The organism is Sinorhizobium fredii, from assembly GCF_002944405.1.
Lineage (GTDB): Bacteria > Pseudomonadota > Alphaproteobacteria > Rhizobiales > Rhizobiaceae > Sinorhizobium > Sinorhizobium fredii_C.
The window spans coordinates 2,322,011-2,342,958 of the sequence record NZ_CP024307.1; the positions used below are offsets into that span (position 1 = coordinate 2,322,011).

The 20,948-nt window shown below is 62.3% G+C and carries 13 protein-coding genes; 5 read left to right on the top strand and 8 right to left on the bottom strand.

The genetic code is table 11. The features are described 5' to 3' along the window. Positions 1-109: 109 nt before the first annotated feature. The 6 genes from eutB to NXT3_RS11550 all read right to left on the bottom strand — a co-directional run bounded on the left by eutB (position 110) and on the right by NXT3_RS11550 (position 11,993). Positions 110-2,461 (bottom strand): ethanolamine ammonia-lyase subunit EutB, encoded by a 2,352-nt coding sequence (gene eutB, locus NXT3_RS11525; protein WP_104839354.1) that lies wholly within the window; start codon positions 2,459-2,461, stop codon positions 110-112. A 35-nt stretch (positions 2,462-2,496) separates the two neighbouring features. Further along, entirely contained in the window at positions 2,497-3,816 is a 1,320-nt protein-coding gene (locus NXT3_RS11530; RefSeq protein WP_104839355.1) for a glucoamylase family protein, read from the bottom strand. Positions 3,817-3,818: 2 nt separating this feature from the next. Next, positions 3,819-7,691: a GH36-type glycosyl hydrolase domain-containing protein gene (locus NXT3_RS11535; protein ID WP_104839356.1), complete on the bottom strand. Its 3,873-nt coding sequence runs from the start codon at positions 7,689-7,691 to the stop codon at positions 3,819-3,821. A 43-nt stretch (positions 7,692-7,734) separates the two neighbouring features. Beyond that, on the bottom strand, positions 7,735-10,191 hold the full coding sequence (locus NXT3_RS11540; RefSeq protein WP_104839357.1) for a phosphoketolase family protein: 2,457 nt from the start codon (positions 10,189-10,191) through the stop codon (positions 7,735-7,737). Between the two features lie 33 nt (positions 10,192-10,224). Beyond that, a complete protein-coding gene (gene adhP, locus NXT3_RS11545; protein WP_037423488.1) occupies positions 10,225-11,253 on the bottom strand; it encodes an alcohol dehydrogenase AdhP in 1,029 nt (342 codons plus the stop codon). A gap of 68 nt (positions 11,254-11,321) precedes the next feature. After that, positions 11,322-11,993: a CBS domain-containing protein gene (locus NXT3_RS11550; RefSeq protein ID WP_097538164.1), complete on the bottom strand. Its 672-nt coding sequence runs from the start codon at positions 11,991-11,993 to the stop codon at positions 11,322-11,324. A gap of 427 nt (positions 11,994-12,420) precedes the next feature. Here NXT3_RS11550 and NXT3_RS11555 point away from each other — a divergent pair, with 427 nt between their 5' ends. The 4 genes from NXT3_RS11555 to fabI are packed head-to-tail and all read left to right on the top strand — an operon-like array spanning position 12,421 to position 17,591. After that, positions 12,421-14,619: a DUF3141 domain-containing protein gene (locus tag NXT3_RS11555; RefSeq protein WP_104839358.1), complete on the top strand. Its 2,199-nt coding sequence runs from the start codon at positions 12,421-12,423 to the stop codon at positions 14,617-14,619. Positions 14,620-14,641: 22 nt separating this feature from the next. Then, a complete protein-coding gene (locus NXT3_RS11560) occupies positions 14,642-15,598 on the top strand; it encodes a phosphate acetyltransferase (protein ID WP_097525004.1) in 957 nt (318 codons plus the stop codon). Between the two features lie 4 nt (positions 15,599-15,602). After that, on the top strand, positions 15,603-16,787 hold the full coding sequence (locus NXT3_RS11565; RefSeq protein WP_097538162.1) for an acetate/propionate family kinase: 1,185 nt from the start codon (positions 15,603-15,605) through the stop codon (positions 16,785-16,787). 18 nt (positions 16,788-16,805) lie between these two features. After that, entirely contained in the window at positions 16,806-17,591 is a 786-nt protein-coding gene (fabI, locus tag NXT3_RS11570) for an enoyl-ACP reductase FabI (RefSeq protein WP_097538161.1), read from the top strand. Positions 17,592-17,699: 108 nt separating this feature from the next. On the opposite strand, the gene NXT3_RS11575 is transcribed toward fabI, so the two are convergent. After that, positions 17,700-18,617: a PhzF family protein gene (locus NXT3_RS11575; RefSeq protein ID WP_037423426.1), complete on the bottom strand. Its 918-nt coding sequence runs from the start codon at positions 18,615-18,617 to the stop codon at positions 17,700-17,702. Positions 18,618-18,945: 328 nt separating this feature from the next. Here NXT3_RS11575 and NXT3_RS11580 point away from each other — a divergent pair, with 328 nt between their 5' ends. Further along, a complete protein-coding gene (locus NXT3_RS11580) occupies positions 18,946-20,151 on the top strand; it encodes an MFS transporter (RefSeq protein WP_104839359.1) in 1,206 nt (401 codons plus the stop codon). Between the two features lie 54 nt (positions 20,152-20,205). Here NXT3_RS11580 and NXT3_RS11585 read toward each other — a convergent pair whose 3' ends face one another. Further along, the gene (locus tag NXT3_RS11585; RefSeq protein ID WP_104839360.1) at positions 20,206-20,946 is read right to left on the bottom strand and encodes an NUDIX hydrolase; all 741 of its coding nucleotides are present in this window, start codon (positions 20,944-20,946) and stop codon (positions 20,206-20,208) included. Positions 20,947-20,948: the final 2 nt, after the last annotated feature.

A 20,948-nucleotide genomic window follows, 5' to 3' on the forward strand; every position in this document is an offset into this window, starting at 1 on the left:
GCTCGCATTTGGCGAGGCCCGAAATCTGCATCTCTGGCACGCCGAATGCGTATCGACGAACGCCTTGCCGCCGAGCTGGCTTTCGCATCGACGTTAGCGCGATTTGGCATTACCCATAACGACGGCTGCCATTCACGTCCTTGCCGACGATCTCACGGATAATGGTCAGGGTTTCCCTGGCGGCTTCTTTTGGTGCCAAGGCCGTGTCTGCGACATTGCTCACCAGCTTCGTCATGTCATGGTCGATCTTCTTCTCGGACCATTGCTTGCCCTTGGCGACGGTGATGTAGACCGAGTAGGCGTGGTGCATGGTTCCGGGCCGCTCACCGATGATGTGAAGAATCCCCCTGAAGCTGTTGGGATCCGCATTTTCGAAAAGCACTTCACCAATCCGGTAGCCGGCCCGCACCCTTCCGCTGGTGACCATGATGTTCTTGTCGCCCATCGTGACACCCGCCTCGGCGAGCAACCGGCGCATTTCCTCGAGGTAAGGCGCGAGATGTCCTTCGTCCATGATGGCTTTGGCGTTCAGACCGTCCGAGATGACGATCTGGCCCTTGGGCATGCCGTCTCCCCACGCATCTCTTATTCTTTCGATCTCCGCGACTGCTTCGGGACCGAGCGTTTCACCTGTGTTCGGGTGGGCAATGTAATCGTTGCGGTCCTTGGACAGGGTGCGGACGGGCACGACGTCGGGTACGGCGGCGATAAATTCCGGCGTGAGCTCGGCCCACAGAGACTGCTTGGCGTCGTCGTAGAGGGCCTTCACCTTGGCCGCGAGCGTTGGATTGAGGTCCCAGATTTTCTCCCCGTGCCCCGTGGCCAGGTCGACACCTCTTGCTTCAACTTCCCGCATCTTCCGGCCGCCCTCGACGTAAATAGCATCCTTGGAACGCCCATCCCCTTTGGCGAGGCGATACTGGTAATACACCCAAAGGGGATCTCCATAATTCGCTGTGTAGCTGTTGTCTTCGCCAACGATCCCGATCCGTTTGTAGAAGTCCCACATCGCATCGTTGACCTTGAAGCCAAATCTTTCCCTGATCCGGACGTGATCCTGGAACGACGTGGTGAGATAGCTCAGCATCGGGTCGTTCTTGGTGGGCAGCGCAATCAGGTAGGCGGGATTGGCCGGCATGATCTGGTCCTGGCACCAATCCAGGTCTTCGAGGCTGACCGTCATGTGCAGGGTCGTACAGATATCCAGACCGATAGTAAGCCCATGGAGCTTGCCCATGACCATGTCTTCGAGGCAGCATCTCACCAGTTGTTCGCGGCTCTTGAAGACCTCCGGTCCAATGAAACCGGCAACATCGTTGACATGCAGCCATGCGCCGCTCGGCTGTACCTTTGCGAGTTCGAGGCCGACCGCTCTGCTGAAGCCGTATTTTCGCGACTCGAGCACCATCATGTCGACGCCGTTTGCTGCGCCATTGGTAAATTCCGAGCCCTGCCCGGTTTCGAAGTAGAGGCCGTATCTTTCTCCCTCCTTTGCGCGCGCATATTTCAGGATTTTCTCATTCGTGATGTCGAAAATCTTGTTGCAGTCATCCGTCCCAGCAAGGCTTTGGAACATCGTGGAGACTGTTCCCGGGAAACTGTCGCTGACTTCGGCCTGGACATCGATATGTGCGAGCACGCACCAAGGGATCACTTCGCCAAGCCCGAAGGTATCGACGATATCCTTGAGCGCGCGTTGAACGGCGACGACGCTCGCGACCGTGCTGTCCACCGGGTTGGTACCGATGACGATGTCCCCGGTTGCATAGGAGAAGGCATCGAAAACCTGCCAGACGATGTCATCGGGGTGGTCTGTCGGAGAATTGGGCTGGATCCGGGCGCCCATGTACCCTTTGGCTCCCATCCTGGTGCCAGGCATTACGTTGAAGATCTTCTGGCTGAGCGAGACCAGTTCCTCGTTGCTCATCAGTTTCGGGACAAAGCCGATCGTGTCGCTGGTCAGGCCATTCATGATGCCTTTGATGTTCTCCTCTGGTTCGGCCAGAAGAAATTCCTTGAGTTGTCCCATGGTCCAGTCCTTGACCTTTTCGTACTGGGCCCGGTCCGTCGTCTGCCAGATCAATTTATGCAGATCATCCTCAAACAGCGGGCGCTGGTGGAGGTCATTGATTTTCGTGTTTGCCAGAAGGGCGCGCGCATTCCGTCGCGTCGTCTCATCTTCGGCCCCCACTTCAATAGCCTCATCTCCTTCCTTGAAGGCATTCGCGGCGCCTATCACCTGCTGGTAAGCCGTCTGGTCAAACCCGCCTTTAATCCTGCCGATATAGCCAAAGACGTCCTCGCCCTGCTTGACCTCCTCAATTGCAAAAGCACCTTCGCCAAGCGCCGCTCTGGCGCTAGGGCGATAGCTCGCGAGCGTAGCGGCGGCAGTTCCCGCCATCACGAGGAGATCTCTTCTGGAAATCCCTTCATGCTGATCGAAGAGCAAGCCCTTGTTCATGGCTATTCCTTTCCGCCCATTGAGTTGCATCGACCTCATAGCCAGCCGCCGGAGAACCCGGCTCGCCTCAGTCCCACGACCAGCGGCTCGCAGCGACGCATGATGTTCCACAGCAATCCGGTTCTGTAGTTTTCGATCATCAGAACGACGGGACCTTGATCGATGCCGAAATGATAGGGGCTGACCCACCACCCGGTTTCGCTGTCTTCCACCGCATAGGTCTGGTTGAACGAGGGTTTGAATCCGTAAAGCCGCGTCATGCCGAGATTCATGCGCGCACAGTTCCAAACGGTCGGGATGACGATCTCTGGCGCAAATGGCAGCGAAGCGACGACTGCCCACGGGGATACGGTCCCGTCGTCCGGTCCGTATGGCGCGCCGCGGGCGATGTAGTCGAAGAACTCCCTGTCGACGCCGTCGATGTTTCTCTTGGTCCAGCCAGGCCCGTCGCTGGCCGTGAACCCCCAGCAGTGCTCGCCATAGCCGACAAAGTTCAGGGGATTGCGGAGGGCGTATTCCTGCTGGACAAAGGTCGCATGCCGGCTGTTCTGGAAATAGTCGCTGTTGTGCTCCCGCATGAATTCGTCGCGGATGCCGCGGAAGTCGATCCACATGTGCGAGAGCTGGTGGGTGAACAGCGGTCCCGAATAGAGCAGGTCCCGGCCATAAAGGTTCCGCCACTCGTAGCTCTCGGTGTAGGCGGCATAGGATTCCGGCGGCAGCGGATGAGTGGGTGAACCGAGGCCAAGGATGTAGAGGAGCAAGCCCTCGTCGTAGCCGCGCCACCGATAGGGAATGAACCCGTCCTCCGGCCTCCAGCCGTGGGTCAGCGTCAGGCCGTGATCGCAGGCCCAGTTCCAGTCGGCGCGTTCGTAGAGCGCGTTTGCCAGGCGGCGAATTTCGATTTCTTCATCCGCGTCTCCGTCAAAATAGGCGGCGACTGTCAGTGCACCTGCGAACAGGAAGGCTGAATCGATCGTGGACAGTTCGCACTCCCACACACGTCTGCCGGTTTCGATATCAAGGAAATGATAGAAGAAGCCTTTGTAGCCGGACGCGTCGGGATCAGGTCCCTGGGGGCACTCCAGGAGACATCTAAGCCTTCGGCGCGCTATCTTCGAGGCGAACTTGCGGATGATAATCCTCCGCTCCACGAGCACGGGGATTGTGGCAAGGGCCATGCCGATCGCGGCAATGCTTGCCGGAGCCTCGGCCTGCGTCTTGTCACGAACGAGCCCGTTGTCCGGGTTGGTGCAGTGCAGATAGTAGAGGAGCGTCGTGAACTGCAGCCGAGCGAGATCCTGATCGGTCGGCATGCGGTTCAGGTCGGGATCGGTCGACAGCAATTGCGACATGGCTAGCCGACCACCAGGTGGACGTCATGGTTTCGTCCGTCGTCCACGAGCGGAACATACCGTTCAGCGAGGTCCTTGCCGTCAAGGGTCAGCGGGCGCGGCCTTCCGCCAGCTTCGGCTTCGCGGTTGACCCGTATCCGATAGGTGGCTGCCCCATACCGAAGGTCCACCTCGTACCCGGGCCATCGCGCCGGAATGCACGGCTCGACGAAAAGACGAGCTCCCTCCCGACGGATGCCGAGAATAGCTTCAAGGCCGACGCGGTAGAGCCAGCCGGCCGATCCCGTATACCAGGTCCAGCCCCCGCGGCCCGTATGCGGAAACGCACCATAGACGTCGGCGCTGACCACATAGGGTTCGACCATGTAATGCTCGGTTTCCTCGGGAGAAAGGGCATGGTTGATGGGATTGAGCAGGCTCCAGAGTTCAAACGCCCGATCTCCATCCCCCAGCAATGCAGTCGCCCACACAACCCAGGCGGCCGCATGGGTATATTGCCCGCCATTTTCTCGAATTCCCGGCACATAGCCTCTTATGTAACCCGGCTGCAGCGCCCCCTTGTCGAAGGGCGGATCGAAAAGCTGGATCAGCTTGTCGTCGGAACGAACGAGCCGCTCCCAGACTGCCCGCATTGCCCTGGAAGCCCGCTCGGCATCAGCGGCACCGGAGATCACCGCCCATGCCTGAGGGATGGCGTCGATCTGGCACTCGTCATTCAGGTGTGAGCCAAGGGGAGTACCGTCGTCGAAATAGGCACGCCGATACCAGTCGCCGTCCCAGGCCTCGGCCTCCAGGGCAGTGCGCAACGCCTCGGCGGACTCGCGGCACCACGCGGCGCGTTCTTCGTCTCCCATTGCCGACGCGATGGCGTCAAAAGAGTTGAGCACAGTCAGGAAGAACCAGCCGTTCCAGACGCTCTCGCCCTTGCCTTCGGCGCCCACCTTGTTCATGCCGTCGTTCCAGTCGCCCGTTCCCATAAGCGGAAGCCCATGGCTGCCGAGCCGGAAACCCCAATCCAGCGCGCGGCAGCAGTGCTCATATATGGTCCCGCTTTCCTCGCTCACCTGCGGAACGCCGAAGCTCTCCTCCTGATCGTCGGCTAGCAGCGGCGAGGTGATGAAAGGAACCCGCTCGCCCAGAAGCCCGTGGTCCCCTGTGACCGATACGTAGTGCTGGACGACGTAGGGCAGGAAATAGAGGTCATCGGTCATGCGCGTCCGCACCCCGACGCCCGACGGAGGATGCCACCAGTGTTGAACGTCCCCCTCGGTGAACTGACGCGCAGCGGCTCGAAGGATGTGGGCGCGCGCTTCATGGGGCGCGGAATGCACCAGGGCCGCCACATCCTGGAGTTGATCGCGAAAACCGTATGCGCCGCCTGACTGATAGAAGCCCGTTCGAGCCCAGACGCGGCAACACAACACCTGATAAATCAGCCAGCGGTTCATCATGAGGTCAAAGGCGGTGTCGGGCGTTCGAACCGTAACGGAGCTCAGCAGCCCGTCCCATTGGCGAGTGACGATCGCCAGAGAGTTTCGGGCACTCTCTGGCGCGGCATATTCGCGAACCAGCCGGCGGACATCATCGAGGCTATCTGCTTGCCCGAGCACGAAAACCAGTTCGACGCTTTCGCCGGGTGGAACCGACGCCTCGACCATCAGCGCAGCGCAGGGGTCTATGGGGGATCCGACGCTGCCGCTGAGATTGGGACCCTCCAGTCCCGCCGGCAGAAATGCGGAGCCGTTGCTGCCGAGAAACTCACGCCGGTCGCAGGTAAACGACCGCAGCGGCGCGCTCGAGGCAACGAATGCCAGTTTTCCGGAGAAATCACTTTCCCAGACGTTCCGCGCAATAACGGCACCGGTATGGGTGTCGAACTCACATGCCACCCGACCGGAAGCGTTCTCACGCAGCGTACCGAGAACCCATTCGATGAAATAGGTGGCGGTAAGCGTGCGCGTTTCCGCTCCCTCGTTGCGTATAGCGAGGCGGACGATCTTGATCGGTTCCGACACCGGGACATGCACCGTCATTTCCTGGTGTAGCAGCCTGTCGGCGCTCTCGTAGAGGCTGTAACCCTGCCCATGTCTAACGGTGCTCGTCGAAGTATGCCCAAGAGGCAAGTGCGTCGGCGTCCAGAGCTCTCCGGTTCGCTCATCGCGCAGGTAGATGATCTCACTCGGGGGATCCGACACCGGATCGTTCGACCAGGGCGTGAGCCTGTTCAATTGGCTGTTGCCCGCCCAGCTGTAGCCAAGGCCGCTCTCGCTGGTCATGCAGCCACATGCGTGATTGGCTATGACGTTGCACCAGGGCGTCGGCGTCTCTGCGCCGTCGCCCATCGCGATCACATATTCGCGCCCATCCCGGGTGAATCCCCCGCGACCGTTCCAAAAAAGCAAGTCGGTCCGGGCTGCGCCGCCTTGTCTTACGGGAGCGTCACGGAAGTTCGTCTCGGTGTGCTTCGAAGCGGAGAGCTTGGCCGTCGACTTCGGCTCGAGCTGATCGGCAAGCGATCCTCGTCTGCAACAAAGGAGAACGCGCGCCGCGGCGGCGATGGCATCCGCTGCGGCACTCGAAATAGCGGACGCGGACAGGACGTGAACGCCTCCGGGGCCGCCAGGCGCCCTCTCCATTTGGCCCTTCGCCTTGTCGCTCAACTGCATTTCCTCGATCGCGCCGCTCTCGTCGAGCAGGACCAGGTCGAAGGAAAGCCCACGGTTGGTGATGAAGGCGTGAGCGTCGATAACCTCCTCGACGAGCGCGTTTGCATCCGTCTTGTCGATGCGCAGCAGCATTATAGGGAGATCGCCGGATATCCCCACCGACCACAGGTTCCCAGTGCTCAGCGGCTCTTGTCTCAGAGCGCCGCTATCTCGAAGATCGGAATCAAAGAATGCCAGGCTTCCTGCGAGTTGATTGCAGACGTCCACCTTTTCCGGGGAGAGCTTAGAGGACGCGAGTTCCGTGGCATAGGTTTCAAACGCATCTGACAGCGCCCGGCCAGCGGCATTGACGTCTGCAAACCGCTTTGCGATGGCTGCAACCGCCGCCTCGCTGTCAGCCGCGCCCGTCGCGAAGGCGATACGCTGCGTTTCAGAGGGTTTCAGAAGAACTCTCCTGCGTAGGCTGAAGATTGGGTCGAGCACGGGACCCGTCGTGGCTGACAGGCTCTTTCCACGTCCGAGTGCGCTGGGGTTCGATGGCGTCCGTCCGCGGCCAAGAAACCTGCGGCGGTCCGTCTCGTACTCGACCGCAGGCTGGTCATCCGCGCTCGCTGCGGAAACGTGCACCGCCCAGATCGGCTTCTCCGATGCGCTGCGTGGCCGGCGCCGGGCGAACAATGCGGAAGTTTGTTCGTCGAACCACGTTTCGACGAAGAGCTTGGCAAAGGCCGGATGCGCACTGTCGGCGCGTCGGCCATTCAGGCAGACTTCAGCACAGCTCGTCAGGTCAAGTTCTTTCGCCGTCGTGCCCCTGTTGAACAGCCGGAGCAGACGCACCTCGGCATCGCAATCCGTTGCGACGCAGACCTCCCACCAAATGTCGATGTCCCCGGCCGAACAGCGAAACTCCGCGCGGTCGCCGCGAAAGCTGCGCTCGTAAATGGCATCCGCCCGACAGATCGGCTGCCGGCCGATTGTCCACACCTTCCCGTCCTCAAGATCACGGATGTAGCAGAACTGGCCCCAGCAATCTCGCGTGCCATCCTCCCGCCAACGGGTGACATCGTGGCCGCACCAGGATGCAAATCCGGCACCGGACTCCGTAAGGAGCAGGCTGTATCGGCCGTTCGAAAGCAAGGCCGTGTCGGGGCGCGACCCCACCGGATGCGCCGCAGCGACGTCTTCTTTCCTGTCAACCGACTGGGCCATCAGACCGATCCCTCAATCGATGCGGGCAGAGCTCCTGTCGCAGCTAGGCATTGTCGCCTTCCGTGGATGTCGCTCCCCGCACTTGCTCCATGCCCTTGACGCCCCATTGCCATCCGCTGATGGACGGCATGTCGTCGCCATACTTCTCGATATATTCCCGGTGCTCGATCAGCTTTGCCTGAATGGCTTGCTTGAAATAGGCAGCGCGTGCACCGAGCTGCGGCAGCCGATCGATGACGTCGCTGACGAGATGGAAGCGATCGAGCTCGTTGAGGACAACCATATCGAATGGCGTCGTCGTCGTGCCCTCTTCCTTGTAGCCGCGCACGTGAAGATTTCCATGGTTCGTCCGGCGATAGGTCAGCCGGTGGATGAGCCACGGATAGCCGTGGAAGGCGAAGATGATCGGCTTGTCCCTGGTGAAAAGGCCATCGAAATCCCGGTCAGACAGCCCGTGCGGGTGCTCCTCCGCCGGCTGCAGCTTCATCAGGTTGACGACATTGATGACCCGCACCTTCACCTCCGGCAGGTGCTCGCGCAGCAACTGGACCGCAGCCAAGGTCTCAAGAGTGGGGACGTCGCCGCAACAGGCCATGACGACATCGGGTTCGCCGTCTCTGTCGTTGCTCGCCCAGTCCCATATGCTGAGACCCATGCTGCAATGCCGCACGGCTTGCTCCATGGTCAGCCATTGCGGAGCGGGCTGCTTGCCGGCGACGACGACGTTGATGTAGTTGCGGCTGCGCAGGCAATGGTCGGTCACGGAAAGAAGCGTATTGGCGTCCGGCGGCAGGTAGACGCGAATGACGTCAGCCTTCTTGTTGACGACGTGGTCGATGAACCCGGGATCCTGATGGCTGAACCCGTTGTGATCCTGCCGCCAGACATGGGAACTGAGGAAATAGTTCAGGGAGGCGACCGGCCTGCGCCACGGGATCTCGTTGCACACCTTCAGCCATTTGGCGTGCTGATTGAACATTGAATCTATGATGTGGATGAAGGCTTCATAGCAGGAGAAGAACCCATGGCGGCCCGTTAGCAGATAGCCTTCCAGCCAGCCCTGGCACTGGTGCTCGCTCAGGACCTCCATGATGCGGCCATCCGGCGACAGGTGGTCGTCCTCCGGAAGGATCTCGGCCATGTAGCAACGATCGGTGACCTCGAGCACGTCCTGCCATCGGTTGGAGTTGTTTTCGTCCGGGCTGAACAGGCGGAAGTTCCGGCTGTCCATGTTGAGCTTCATCACGTCCCGCAAGAACTTGCCCATGAGACGGGCGGCTTCCACGGTCGTCGCTCCGGGACGCGGAACATCGACCGCATAGTCCCGAAAAGCCGGCATCTTGAGGTCGCGCAGCAGCAGCCCACCATTGGCGTGCGGGTTGTCGCTCATTCGACGACGTCCGCTCGGCGCCAGCGCGGCCAACTCCGGCTTCAGCCGCCCCTCGTCATTGAAAAGCTCCTCTGGACGGTAGCTTTTCATCCATTGCTCGAGGATGAGGATATGCTCCGGCTTGTCCATCTCGCCCATCGGCACCTGGTGCGATCGCCAATAGTCCTCGCACTTCTTGCCGTCGATCTCTGAGGGGCAGGTCCAGCCTTTCGGCGTGCGAAAGACGATCATCGGCCATGCCGGGCGTTTCAGATTGCCTCTGGTCCGGGCGCCGTCCCAGATTTCGCGAATGTCGGCGACGGCGGTATCGAGCACGCCTGCCAATTGCTGGTGAACGTTACCCGGCTCATGCCCCTCGACGAAATAGGGCTTGTAACCCATGCCCTCGAAGAATTTCCGCAATTCATCATGCGGTATCCGGGCGAGAAAACACGGATTGGCGATCTTGTATCCGTTCAAGTGCAGGATCGGCAGCACACAGCCGTCGCGCGCGGGATTCAGGAACTTGTTGCCTTGCCAACCGGTCGCGAGAGGTCCTGTCTCGGCCTCGCCATCGCCAACGACACAGGCGACGATGAGGTCAGGGTTGTCGAATGCCGCGCCGTAGGCGTGGCTGAGCGCATATCCGAGTTCGCCGCCCTCGTGAATGCTGCCGGGAGTTTCCGGGGCGACATGGCTGGGAATGCCGCCGGGAAAGCTGAACTGCTTGAAGAGCCGCTGCATTCCCTCGGTGGTTTGGCCGATGTCCGGATAAAATTCGCTGTATGTCCCCTCCAGATAGGCATGCGCCACCAGCGACGGCCCACCATGCCCCGGACCGATGACGTAGATCATGTTGAGATCGTCGCGCTTGATGATCCGGTTGAGGTGCACGTAGAGCATGTTCAGGCCCGGCGACGTTCCCCAATGGCCGAGCAGACGTGGCTTTACGTGCTCGCGTTTCAACGGCTCTCGCAGCAGGGGGTTGTCGAGCAGGTAGATCTGGCCGACCGAGAGGTAGTTCGAAGCCCGCCAGTAGGCGTCCATCAGGCGAAGCTCCTCCGATGACAGCGCGGTCGCTGCCTGTGACTTGCCTGATGCTGTTTCGTTCATCACTGCCGTTTCAGCCATCTGAGCCTCCCCATCCAAATCCGTCATGCAAGGCTATTGCAGTCTCATGACTATGCGGCCGTCGATCTTGCCTGCTTCCATGCGATGGAAGATGTCGTTGATGTTCTCCAGGTTTTCCCAGGAGTAATGCGGCGTCACCTTGCCCTCCGCCGCGAAGAGGAGCGATTCTTCCAGGTCCTGGCGGGTGCCGACGATCGATCCGCGCACGGTTATGCGCTTCAGGACTGTTTCGAACACAGGCAGGGAAACCATCCCGGGCGGAAGGCCGACAAGGACCATCGTGCCCTTCGAGCGCATGAATCCGAAGGCCTGTTCCATCGCGGCGGGCGAGACCGCGGTCACGAGCGCTCCATGAACGCCGCCGTTGGTGGCCTTTGCTACCTGCTCAATGGCATCGGCTGCCTTGCCGTTGACCGTGATGTCGGCGCCGAGTTGCCTCGCCAGGGCCAGTTTGTCCTCGAATATGTCGGCGGCTACGACGTGCATGCCCATCGCCTTGGCATATTGCACCGCCATGTGGCCCAGACCGCCGACACCCGAAATGGCCACCCATTCACCCGGACGGACTTCCGTTTCCTTCAGCCCCTTGTAAACTGTCACCCCCGCACAGAGCACGGGGGCAGCGGCTCCGAATTCCAACCCATCCGGAAGGCTGCCGACGAAGTCGGGGTCCGCCAGCCCGAATTCCGCGAATGTGCCATTCACCGAGTACCCGGTGTTCGACTGCGACGCGCACAAGGTTTCCCAACCGGTCCGGCAATAGGGGCAATAGCCGCAGGCGGTGTGGAGCCAGGGCACGCCAACCCGGTCACCCTCCTTTACTCTTTTCACGCCGGCGCCCGCAGCAGCGACGAAGCCGACACCCTCATGCCCCGGAATGAAGGGCGGGCTTGGCTTTACCGGCCAATCGCCGTTCGCCGCGTGCAGGTCGGTGTGACACACGCCGGTTGCTTCATATTTCACGAGTATCTGCCCCGATCGAGGAGCTGGGACCTCCACGTCCTCGATCGTGAGCGGGGTGCGGAACTGCCGAACGACAGCCGCCTTCATCATCTGTGCCATTTCCATTCCCCTTCATCTCGCATGAGTACAGAGACGCTTCGCGGGGTCGGCATGATCAGGCGGGCAAGCTATTGAGTATAAGGATCTGGGAAATGCTCCACCACGCCCCGAACGCCGTGAACGCTCTCAGCCAGGACGTGCGCGGCCTTCCGGCAAGCGGCTGGCTCGACCTCGCCCCAAAAGTGCACGATCCCCTCGGTCACCGTGACCGTCACATCCAATCCTTCCAGGCCGGTGTTCTCGCCGAGGCGAACAAGGATGCTGCGTCGAATGGCGTCATCGCCGGCTGCTGTTTCGTCCTGCTTTGCCGCAAAAATCGCCTCCAACAGGTCGGCGCGGCTGACGATGCCGACCAGTTCTCCATTCCGCATGACGGGGATGCGCTTGATGGCGCGTTCCTGCATGAGCCTTGCGACACGCGCAAGGGGCGCATCTTCGTTGATGGTCACGGGATCGGCTGTCATGACGTCGCCGACTCTCCACGAGCACCGCCTCATAAAGGCGTTGGCTCTGTCATCGGGGGCAAGGCTCATGTCGGCCATCAAGGCGGATGCTTCACTGCAGAGTTCCGTCCGGCGGATCAGGTCGCCTTCGCTGATGACGCCGAGCAAGTGCCCTTCGTCGTCAACGACGGGAATGCCGCTAACGTGATGCTCGAACATCAGCTTGGCTGCCTGTCTGACACTGTTGTCTGGCGACAGTTTGACGACCTTTGTCGTCATCACATCCTTGACAAGCATATCGATCCAACTCCGGTAAGAATCACTTCCGTCATTCCCCGCCTGAACCCGACTCCCTCCGTTCCTGCGCTCCCATTCGACAAATCCGGCATGAAGCGAACTACCGCGGAAAGATGCCGCTCGAAAGGAACGATAGGCCAAAAAAGACGGGCCGGCATTGACCGCAATCAATAACGACCTCGGCTCCGGCGAATCGGGACGCTCTCGCCGTGCCGATTCCGTCATATTGCCGCATTGCGGGCGCTTCCCGACAGCGTCGCAGCGGGATCGCATAGTATGATGCCGCAGTGCAGTTCATCGCGCTCGGCGCCCCGGAAGCGCACCGGTCCGCCTGGATTTGACGGAGATCAATGCTCGAAAGGCAGTGTTGCTGTATGTGCGTTCAGAGACTGGGACCGCCCTCCGTTCAAGCCGAGGAGTAGACCGAATGGCTCAGCCGACCATCCCGTCATTTGCAGACGCATTCGCCTATTCGTTCGATGCCTGGCAGCGTTCCATCCTGTTTCTCGACGTCATGCGCCAGCGTGGTGAACAGTACGAGGAACATGCTGCGCAAACCGCTCCGCACGTGCTGAACTACGACGCGGAACTTGTCGTCGACGGACGGACGCTTGATAGGCCGGTCAACTACGCGCTCGTCCGGATAGTCCCGCCCGAAGGCATCGTTGTCGACACACTGAAACGACCGTTCGTCGTCGTCGACCCGCGCGCCGGCCACGGGCCCGGCATCGGCGGGTTCAAGGCCGACAGCGAGATCGGCGTGGCGATGAAGGCCGGCCACCCCTGCTATTTCATCGGCTTCCTTCCCGAACCGGTCCCCGGCCAGACGATCGAGGACATCGCCCGCGCCGAAGCGGTTTTCCTCGAGACGGTCATTGCCCGCCATCCGAACGCCGACGGCAAGCCTTGCGTGATCGGCAACTGCCAGGCCGGCTGGGCGGTGATGATCCTCGCATCCCTGCGCCCGGAACTGTTCGGTCCGATCATCATTGCGGGTACGCCGCTTTCCTATTGGGCCGGTGTCAGGGGGCAGTATCCGATGCGCTATTCGGGTGGACTGCTTGGCGGCAGTTGGCTGACGGCGCTCACCGGCGATCTCGGCGGCGGCCTGTTCGACGGCGCCTGGCTCGTCCAGAATTTCGAGAACCAGAATCCCGCCAATACCCTCTGGAGCAAGCAGTACAATCTCTACTCGAAAATAGACACGGAGCCCGAGCGCTACCTCGGCTTCGAGCGTTGGTGGGGTGGCCATGTGACGCTGAATGCCGAGGAGATGCAGTTCATCGTCGATGAACTCTTCGTCGGCAACAAGCTCGCCGCGGGCGAAATCCGCACCTCCGACGGCACCGCCATCGACTTGCGCAACATCCGCTCGCCCATCGTCGTCTTCTGCTCGAAAGGCGACAACATCACGCCGCCACAGCAGGCGCTCGATTGGGTCCTCGATCTTTACGACAGCGTCGACGAGATCCGTGCCTACGGCCAGACAATCGTCTACGCCGTGCACGACAAGATCGGCCACCTCGGCATCTTTGTCTCGGCCGGGGTCGCCCGGAAGGAACACGACGAGTTCGCGTCCAACATCGATCTGATCGACGTGCTGCCGCCCGGCCTCTACGAGGCAGTCCTTGAGCCGGCGAGCGAGGTCGCCGAGGGCCGGGCCTTGGTTGCCGGAGAATGGGTGATGCGTTGCGAAGCGCGAACGCTGGACGATATCCGTGCCCTCGGTGGAAATGACATCGAAGACGAACATCGCTTTGCCGCGGCGGCGAAGCTCTCGGAGGTCAATCTCGCCCTCTACCGCACCTTCCTGCAGCCCGCGGTCCGAGCCATGGTCACGCCGACCTTTGCCGAGGCGATGCGCCGCACGCATCCGCTACGCCTGCAATACGAGCTCTTCGGGCCGAGCAATCCCTTCATGGCCTGGATCCAGGCGGCCGCGGAGCATGCCCGCGAAAACCGCAAGCCGGCGGTCGCCGAGAACCCGTTCCTCGCCCTGCAGGAAAACATGTCGCAACAGATCGTCAGTGGTCTTGAGGCTTGGCGAAGGACGGTAGAGCAACTTTCGGAGGAGACCTTCCGCGCCATCTACGGCTCCCCGGTCCTGCAGACCGCGCTCGGCATCGACAGCACATCCGATCGCCCGCGCAGGCCGGCGAAGAGCCCTCTGCACCAGGAACTTGTCAAAACCCGGATCGCTTCGCTCAGAGCCGAGATCGCCGAGGGCGGGCTGCGCGAGGCCCTTGCCAGGGCCCTGCTGTTCGTCGGGAAAGCGCGCGACGGCGCCGACGAGCGCGGCTTCGAGGCAATCCGCCGGTTGCGCCGCGCCCACCCGACAGCAAGCCAGTTGACGCTTCCGCAGTTCAAGGCGCTGTTGCGCAAGCAGTACTTCATCTTGCTGATCGACGAGGAAGCGGCACTCGCAGCGATCCCCAAATTGCTCCCGGAAGACCTCGATGAACGCCACTCCGCCTTCAATGTCCTGCGTGAGGTGCTGGAGGCATCCGGAGCCATTGCCGGGGCAGCCGCAGAGCGTATGGAACGCGTCGAGAGGCTTTTTGGCCTCGGCAGCGAAACGGTGCCGTTCGCGGCGCGCAAGAGCGCACGCGAGCGTAAGACGTCCTGATCGACCATTTGGAGGTTTCGAAGTGTCCGAGGTCACTGCACTGACGGCCGAGCCGTCCAAGTACGACCGCCTGATCGCAGCCGCACAGGCCGAAACGTCGGCGGTGACGATTGTCGTTCATCCCTGCGACGAGACTTCGCTGCGCGGTGCGCTTCAAGCGGCGGAAACGGGGCTCATCAAACCTGTTCTCGTGGGGCCGGAAGTGAAGATCCGTTCTGTGGCGGCCGAGCATGGGCTCGAAATCGGCGGCTGGGAAATCGTCGATGCGCCGCACAGCCATGCCGCCGCCGCCAAGTCGGTTGCGCTCGTTCGCGAGGGCAAGGGCGAACTTCTGATGAAGGGCAGCCTGCATACCGACGAGCTGATGCATGAGGTCGCCGCCTCCGCCACCGGCCTCAGGACCGATCGGCGGATCAGTCACGTCTTCGTCATGGACGTCCCCGGTCATCCAGAGACGCTGTTCATCACCGACGCAGCGATCAATATCTTCCCGGACCTCGAAGCCAAGCGCGACATCGTTCAGAACGCGATCGATCTCTGGGTGACGATCGGCCTCGGCGAGCCGCGGGTCGCGATCGTTTCGGCGGTGGAGACGGTCACCGCCAAGATCCCATCGACGATCGAAGCGGCGGCGCTCTGCAAGATGGCCGAGCGCGGCCAGATCACCGGCGGCCTGCTCGACGGGCCGCTCGCCTTCGACAACGCAATCGATCCCGAAGCGGCCCGCATCAAGGGCATCAGGTCGCCGGTTGCCGGCCACGCCCAGATCATCGTCGTGCCGGATCTGGAGGCCGGCAACATGCTCGCAAAGAACCTGACCTTCCTTTCCCATGCGGATGCAGCCGGCATCGTCCTCGGCGCCCGCGTGCCGATCGTGCTGACGTCGCGGGCGGATTCGATCAGAACCCGCCTCGCTTCCTGCGCCGTCGCCGCGCTTTTCGCGGCCCGGCGGCGTGCAGCACAAGTCGCGGCGGTCTAGCGCCATGGACGCGATCCTCGTCGTCAATGCCGGTTCATCGAGCCTGAAGTTCCAGGTCTTCAGCGTCGGCGGGGCGAGCCTGACGCGGCAGGTGCGCGGCCAGATCGGCGGCATCGGCTCGCGACCGCGCCTCTATGCCAAAGGCGCCGATGGGGCAATCCTGATCGATCAGAACTACCCCGCGGAGGCCGTTCGCGACCTTCCGGCCGCCATCGCGTCCGCACGCGAATGGCTGCTGACGCTTGAGGGTGTCGAACTTTGCGCAATCGGCCATCGCGTCGTCCATGGCGGCCCCGACTACGCGCAGCCCGTACTGATCGACGCGACAGTGCTCGACCGCCTTGCCAGCTATCAGAATTTGGCGCCGCTGCACCAGCCCAACAATCTCGCGCCCATTCGGCTTGCCATGGAGATTAACCCGGACGTGCCACAGGTCGCCTGTTTCGATACGGCCTTCCACCGCGGGCACCCAAAGGATGCCGATTGTTACGCGTTGCCACGGGCGTTTTACGACCAGGGCGTGCGGCGTTACGGCTTCCATGGCCTTTCCTACGAATACGTCGCCGAGCGGATGCGCGAAATCGCGCCGGACGCAGCGCGCGGCAAAGTCATCGTCGCGCATCTCGGCAGCGGCGCTTCGATGTGCGCGCTACGCGACGGCCACAGCATCGAGAGTACGATGGGCTTCACTGCCCTCGACGGATTGCCGATGGGAACACGTCCAGGCCAACTCGACCCGGGCGTCGTGCTCTACCTCATCTCGCAAAAGGGCATGAGTGCCGAGGCCGTGTCTGACCTCCTCTATCACGATGCCGGCCTAAAAGGTCTTTCCGGCATTTCGAACGACATGCGCGAACTTCTGGAGAGCGACGACAAGCGCGCCTCCTTCGCGATCGACCATTTCGTGCACCGCTGCAGCCTCAGCGCCGGCATGCTCGCCGCGGCGCTCGGCGGTGTCGATGCTTTCGTCTTCACAGCGGGTGTCGGGGAGAACTCGGCGCCGATCCGCGCACGGATCGCCGAGCGCCTCGCCTGGCTTGGCGCCGAACTCGAGCCAGCCGCAAACGAGGGGGGCGCCGCGCTGATATCGACTGCTGCGAGCCGCGTCGCGCTTCATGTCATTCCGACCGACGAGGAACTGATGATCGCACGCCACACGCTCGCGCTGATCAGTGCCCCCAACGCCTGATCCCGGAGGAAAGCCGAGATGTCCATTCCCGCCGTAAAGGCCAAGCTTCTCGAAGGCCGCAAGGGCCTCATCGTCGGCATCGCCAACGACCGCTCGATTGCCTGGGGCTGTGCGCGCGCATTCCATGCGTTCGGGGCGGAAGTCGCGGTGACCTATCTTAACGACAAAGCCAGGCCCCATGTGGAGCCCCTGGCGCGCGAGCTCGACGCGCCGCTCTTTCTGCCGCTGGACGTCGCCGTGCCCGGCCAGATCGAGGCTGTCTTCGAGCGCATCGCGGAGACCTGGGGAGAGCTCGACTTCCTCGTCCACTCGATCGCCTTTTCGCCGAAGGATGCGCTCGGCGGGCGGGTGACCGACGTCCCCCGCGAGGGCTTCCTGACGACAATGGAGATCTCCTGCTGGTCCTTCATCCGCATGGCGCATCTGGCCGAACCGCTGATGAAGCGCGGCGGAACGCTCTTCACCATGACCTATCACGGCTCGCAGGTGGTGGTGGAGAACTACAACATCATGGGCGTCGCCAAGGCCGCACTCGAAAGCGCCGTGCGGTACATTGCTGCGGAGCTCGGCCCCAAAGGCATCCGCGTGCACGCGATCTCTCCCGGCGCCCTTGCCACCCGTGCCGCCTCCGGCATTCCCGAGTTCGATACGCTTCTGGAGAAGACGAAAGTGAAATCGCCGACGCGCGAACTGGTCGACATCGACGACGTCGGCGTCGCGACGGCCTTTCTTGCGCACGACGCCGCGCGGCTCATTACGGGTCAGGTGCTCTACGTCGACGGCGGCTACCACATCATCGATTGAAGAGCGGCAATCGGGTTGTCTGCGACATTGAACGAGGCGAGCCGGTCCCTGCTCGAAGCGAAAGGAACGCTTCCCGCTTCCTGCTGACGCAAAAAGCCCCCAATCCGCCTAAACCGTCAGGTCGCCCTCGGCCATCTTCACCGCGTGGCCGCCGATGCGGGCGGTTGCAATCTTGCCGCCGGCAATGTCGAGGTGCAGGTGGATGAAGGAAGGGCGCGCCATCTCGACCCCTTGCTCCACCAGGATGGCGTGATGCCCGTCGACGAGTTCGTCGAAGAGGTGAATCGCGCCGGATAGCGCCGCCACGGCCGCGCCGGTTGCCGGGTCTTCGGCGATTCCCATCTCCGGGGCAAACATGCGGGCGTGGAAGCGGGCCATGTGGTTGATCCCGCCGCGGCAGTAGAGATAGGCGGCGGCGAGCCGCCCTTCCGCCAGCGGTGCCAGTCGCTCCCAGCGCTGCGGGTCGAACTCCACAGCCGCCACGGCAGCGATATCGTGCAACGGCACCATGACGAAGGGAACGCCGGCACTCCAGAAGGAAATGACATGGTTCTCGAAGCCGATCTGCGTCGCCTTGAGGCTCAGCGCATCGGCAATCGCCTGCTTGTCGAAGCGCGCGTCCAGCCGGCTCGGCTTGCGCGGCAGGTCGAACTCGGCGAAGGTCGCGGCTCCGGGCCGCAGCCGCACCGCCGTCCGCACCGGCCCGACCTTCTGTTCCAATATCTGCATGAGATCGAGCGGCTTCTCAGTATCGCCGTAGAGCGCCTCTGCTATTGCCACGGCCGCGCCGACGGTCGGATGGCCGGCGAAGGGCAGTTCGTGCCAGGGCGTGTAGATCCTGAGCTGCACCGCATGCGTTGCGCTCCCCCGCCGCTGAATGAACACCGTCTCCGAAAGATTGAATTCCTGGGCGATCGACTGCATCGCCGCGTCGCTCAGGTCTTCGGCATCGAACACCACCGCAAGCGGATTGCCCTCGAGACGCTTCTCGGTGAAAACGTCGTAGATCGCGTAGCGTCGTCCCATGCATCCCCCCGTCGCCGGCACGTTACCCGATGCCCTTAGTCCGAGATCCGGACTGGCAGGAAGCTTGCAACGCCCTCGTCCGCGCGGCAAGGCGAAATTTCCTCGGATGGCCATGACTTTCCGACGCGAGATGCGGCCGCTTTGCGGACACGTCGTCGATCGGAAATCATCAACTCGATAGCACCTGGAAATTTAAACACCCTTTGTCGCGAGGACGACCTTTCTGCCGTTCACGACAACCGTTATGAGACGTTGCTGCAAGCCCTCCCGAACGGGAACGCCAGAAGCGGCATACACGGATGCTGGCAGGAAAGGACGCGGCGGGAACATGACAAGCGAAGTTATGTCACGCAGAACTATTCCGGCCGGCGTGTGGGCCCTCGGCTTCGTCTCGATGTTCATGGACATCTCCTCGGAGATGATCCACGCGCTGTTGCCCCTCTACATGGTCACCGTGCTCGGCACATCGACGCTCGTGGTCGGACTTATCGAGGGCATAGCCGAGGCGACGGCCTCGATCACCAAGGTTTTCTCAGGCGCACTCAGCGATTGGCTGGGAAAGCGCAAGTTCCTGGCCGTTCTCGGCTATGGCCTGGCGGCGCTCACCAAACCGATCTTTCCGCTCGCCACCTCCGTGGAATGGCTGGTGGGGGCGCGTTTCATCGATCGCGTCGGCAAAGGCATCCGCGGGGCGCCGCGCGACGCGCTCGTCGCCGACCTCGCCCCACCGCACCTGCGTGGCGCCAGCTTCGGCCTGCGCCAGTCGCTCGATACGGTCGGCGCATTCACCGGCCCCCTCCTCGCCATCGGCCTGATGTGGCTGACGGCGGATCACTTTCAGGCCGTGTTCTGGTTCGCGGTGATTCCCGCCTTTCTTTCCGTTGGCGTCCTTGTCGTTTGGGTTAAAGAGCCAGAGCGACCGAAGGAATTGCGCCGGGTGCGCATGCCGCTGCGCCGTGATGAACTCAGTCGGCTCGGATCGGCCTATTGGTGGGTCGTGGCCGTCGCCGCGGTCTTCACGCTGGCCCGCTTCAGCGAGGCCTTCCTCATCCTGCGCGCCCAGTCGATCGGCCTGTCTCCGGCGCTGGCGCCGGTCGTCCTCGTGATCATGAGCTTCGCCTACGCGCTCTCGGCCTATCCTGCCGGCGTGCTCTCCGACCGTCTGAACCGCTTGCCCCTTCTCGTGCTCGGCCTTGTCCTCCTGGTCTTGGCCGACCTGGTCCTCGCCTTCACGACGGGTATCGTAACGCTCGGCATTGGCGTCGCGCTTTGGGGGCTGCATATGGGCCTCACGCAAGGATTGCTGGCGACCTTGATCGCCGACGCGGCGCCGGCGGAACTGCGTGGCACCGCCTTCGGCATGTTCAACTTGGTGACCGGCATCGCCCTGCTGCTTGCCAGCATCACCGCCGGCGCTCTCTGGGACATCGCCGGGCCGCAGGCAACCTTCGTCGCCGGTGCTGCCTTCACTCTCTTGACTATTTTGGGGCTGGTTCCGGTCAGCTCCCGGCTCCCCCGGCGGGACAGAGCATGAGTGCGACAATCCCGCTTCGATAGAGAAGCCGCGCGGGGGGCGCATTGACAAAGGCTACTTGATTTCTCGCCGCGCAAAGAGCCAATCGAGGATCGGCGGGATAAACTCCGGATAGTTGTGCGCATGCGGTTCGGGCCCACGGATCGCCAGCGCCTCGTCGACCTCCGGATGCGGATCGGCTGCGATATGCACCGCCACCCGCGCGATGACCTCGTCCGCTGTAGCGGGGAGCCGGAAAACGCGAAACACGGTGATCGTGCCGGCCATGTGAATGGCGTGCCAGCCCGGTTCGGCGGAGGCCTCGGAGAGTGAAATGCCCGTTTCCTCCTTCACTTCGCGGGCAATATTGCCGGCGACGTCGCAACGCCCGTCGACGACGTCTTCCGGTTCCAGCGAGCCGCCGGGGCTGTAGACTCGGCCGGCATTGGCCGTGTGGGCGCCCATGCGGATGGCGATCAGGGCACCGTCCGAGGAAAGCAGCATCGGCATGCCGAAGATGTGGTAGGCCCCCGGTCCCCGCGTCTTTCGCCACCAGAGAAAGGTCGAGTACGGAACGATATGCGCCCGTGCGGCGATGCGCCCTTCGGCGATGCGGATCGACCGCTGCAGTACCATCCTGCCGTCGAACAGGTGCGGATTGGCGGCGATCTCGCGCTGCCAGCTCTCCCGCGCGCGCTCCGACTCGGCAAGGTGGAACGGGTGCGGTTCGGCGGAAACCTCTATGTCGATCTCCGACACCGGGAAAACCTTACCTTCCGGGGGCCAGCCGGTCCGATTGCTCTCGAGAAGGGTCATCG

What these genes read in the sequence shown, in the direction of transcription:
- NXT3_RS11575 (WP_037423426.1), bottom strand. Translation starts at nt 18,617, where the DNA reads ATGGGACGACGCTACGCGATCTACGACGTTTTCACCGAGAAGCGTCTC.
- NXT3_RS11585 (WP_104839360.1), bottom strand. Translation starts at nt 20,946, where the DNA reads ATGACCCTTCTCGAGAGCAATCGGACCGGCTGGCCCCCGGAAGGTAAG.
- fabI (WP_097538161.1), top strand. Translation starts at nt 16,806, where the DNA reads ATGTCCATTCCCGCCGTAAAGGCCAAGCTTCTCGAAGGCCGCAAGGGC.
- eutB (WP_104839354.1), bottom strand. Translation starts at nt 2,461, where the DNA reads ATGAACAAGGGCTTGCTCTTCGATCAGCATGAAGGGATTTCCAGAAGA.
- adhP (WP_037423488.1), bottom strand. Translation starts at nt 11,253, where the DNA reads ATGGCACAGATGATGAAGGCGGCTGTCGTTCGGCAGTTCCGCACCCCG.
- NXT3_RS11555 (WP_104839358.1), top strand. Translation starts at nt 12,421, where the DNA reads ATGGCTCAGCCGACCATCCCGTCATTTGCAGACGCATTCGCCTATTCG.
- NXT3_RS11530 (WP_104839355.1), bottom strand. Translation starts at nt 3,816, where the DNA reads ATGTCGCAATTGCTGTCGACCGATCCCGACCTGAACCGCATGCCGACC.
- NXT3_RS11580 (WP_104839359.1), top strand. Translation starts at nt 18,946, where the DNA reads ATGACAAGCGAAGTTATGTCACGCAGAACTATTCCGGCCGGCGTGTGG.
- NXT3_RS11565 (WP_097538162.1), top strand. Translation starts at nt 15,603, where the DNA reads ATGGACGCGATCCTCGTCGTCAATGCCGGTTCATCGAGCCTGAAGTTC.
- NXT3_RS11535 (WP_104839356.1), bottom strand. Translation starts at nt 7,691, where the DNA reads ATGGCCCAGTCGGTTGACAGGAAAGAAGACGTCGCTGCGGCGCATCCG.
- NXT3_RS11540 (WP_104839357.1), bottom strand. Translation starts at nt 10,191, where the DNA reads ATGGCTGAAACGGCAGTGATGAACGAAACAGCATCAGGCAAGTCACAG.
- NXT3_RS11550 (WP_097538164.1), bottom strand. Translation starts at nt 11,993, where the DNA reads ATGCTTGTCAAGGATGTGATGACGACAAAGGTCGTCAAACTGTCGCCA.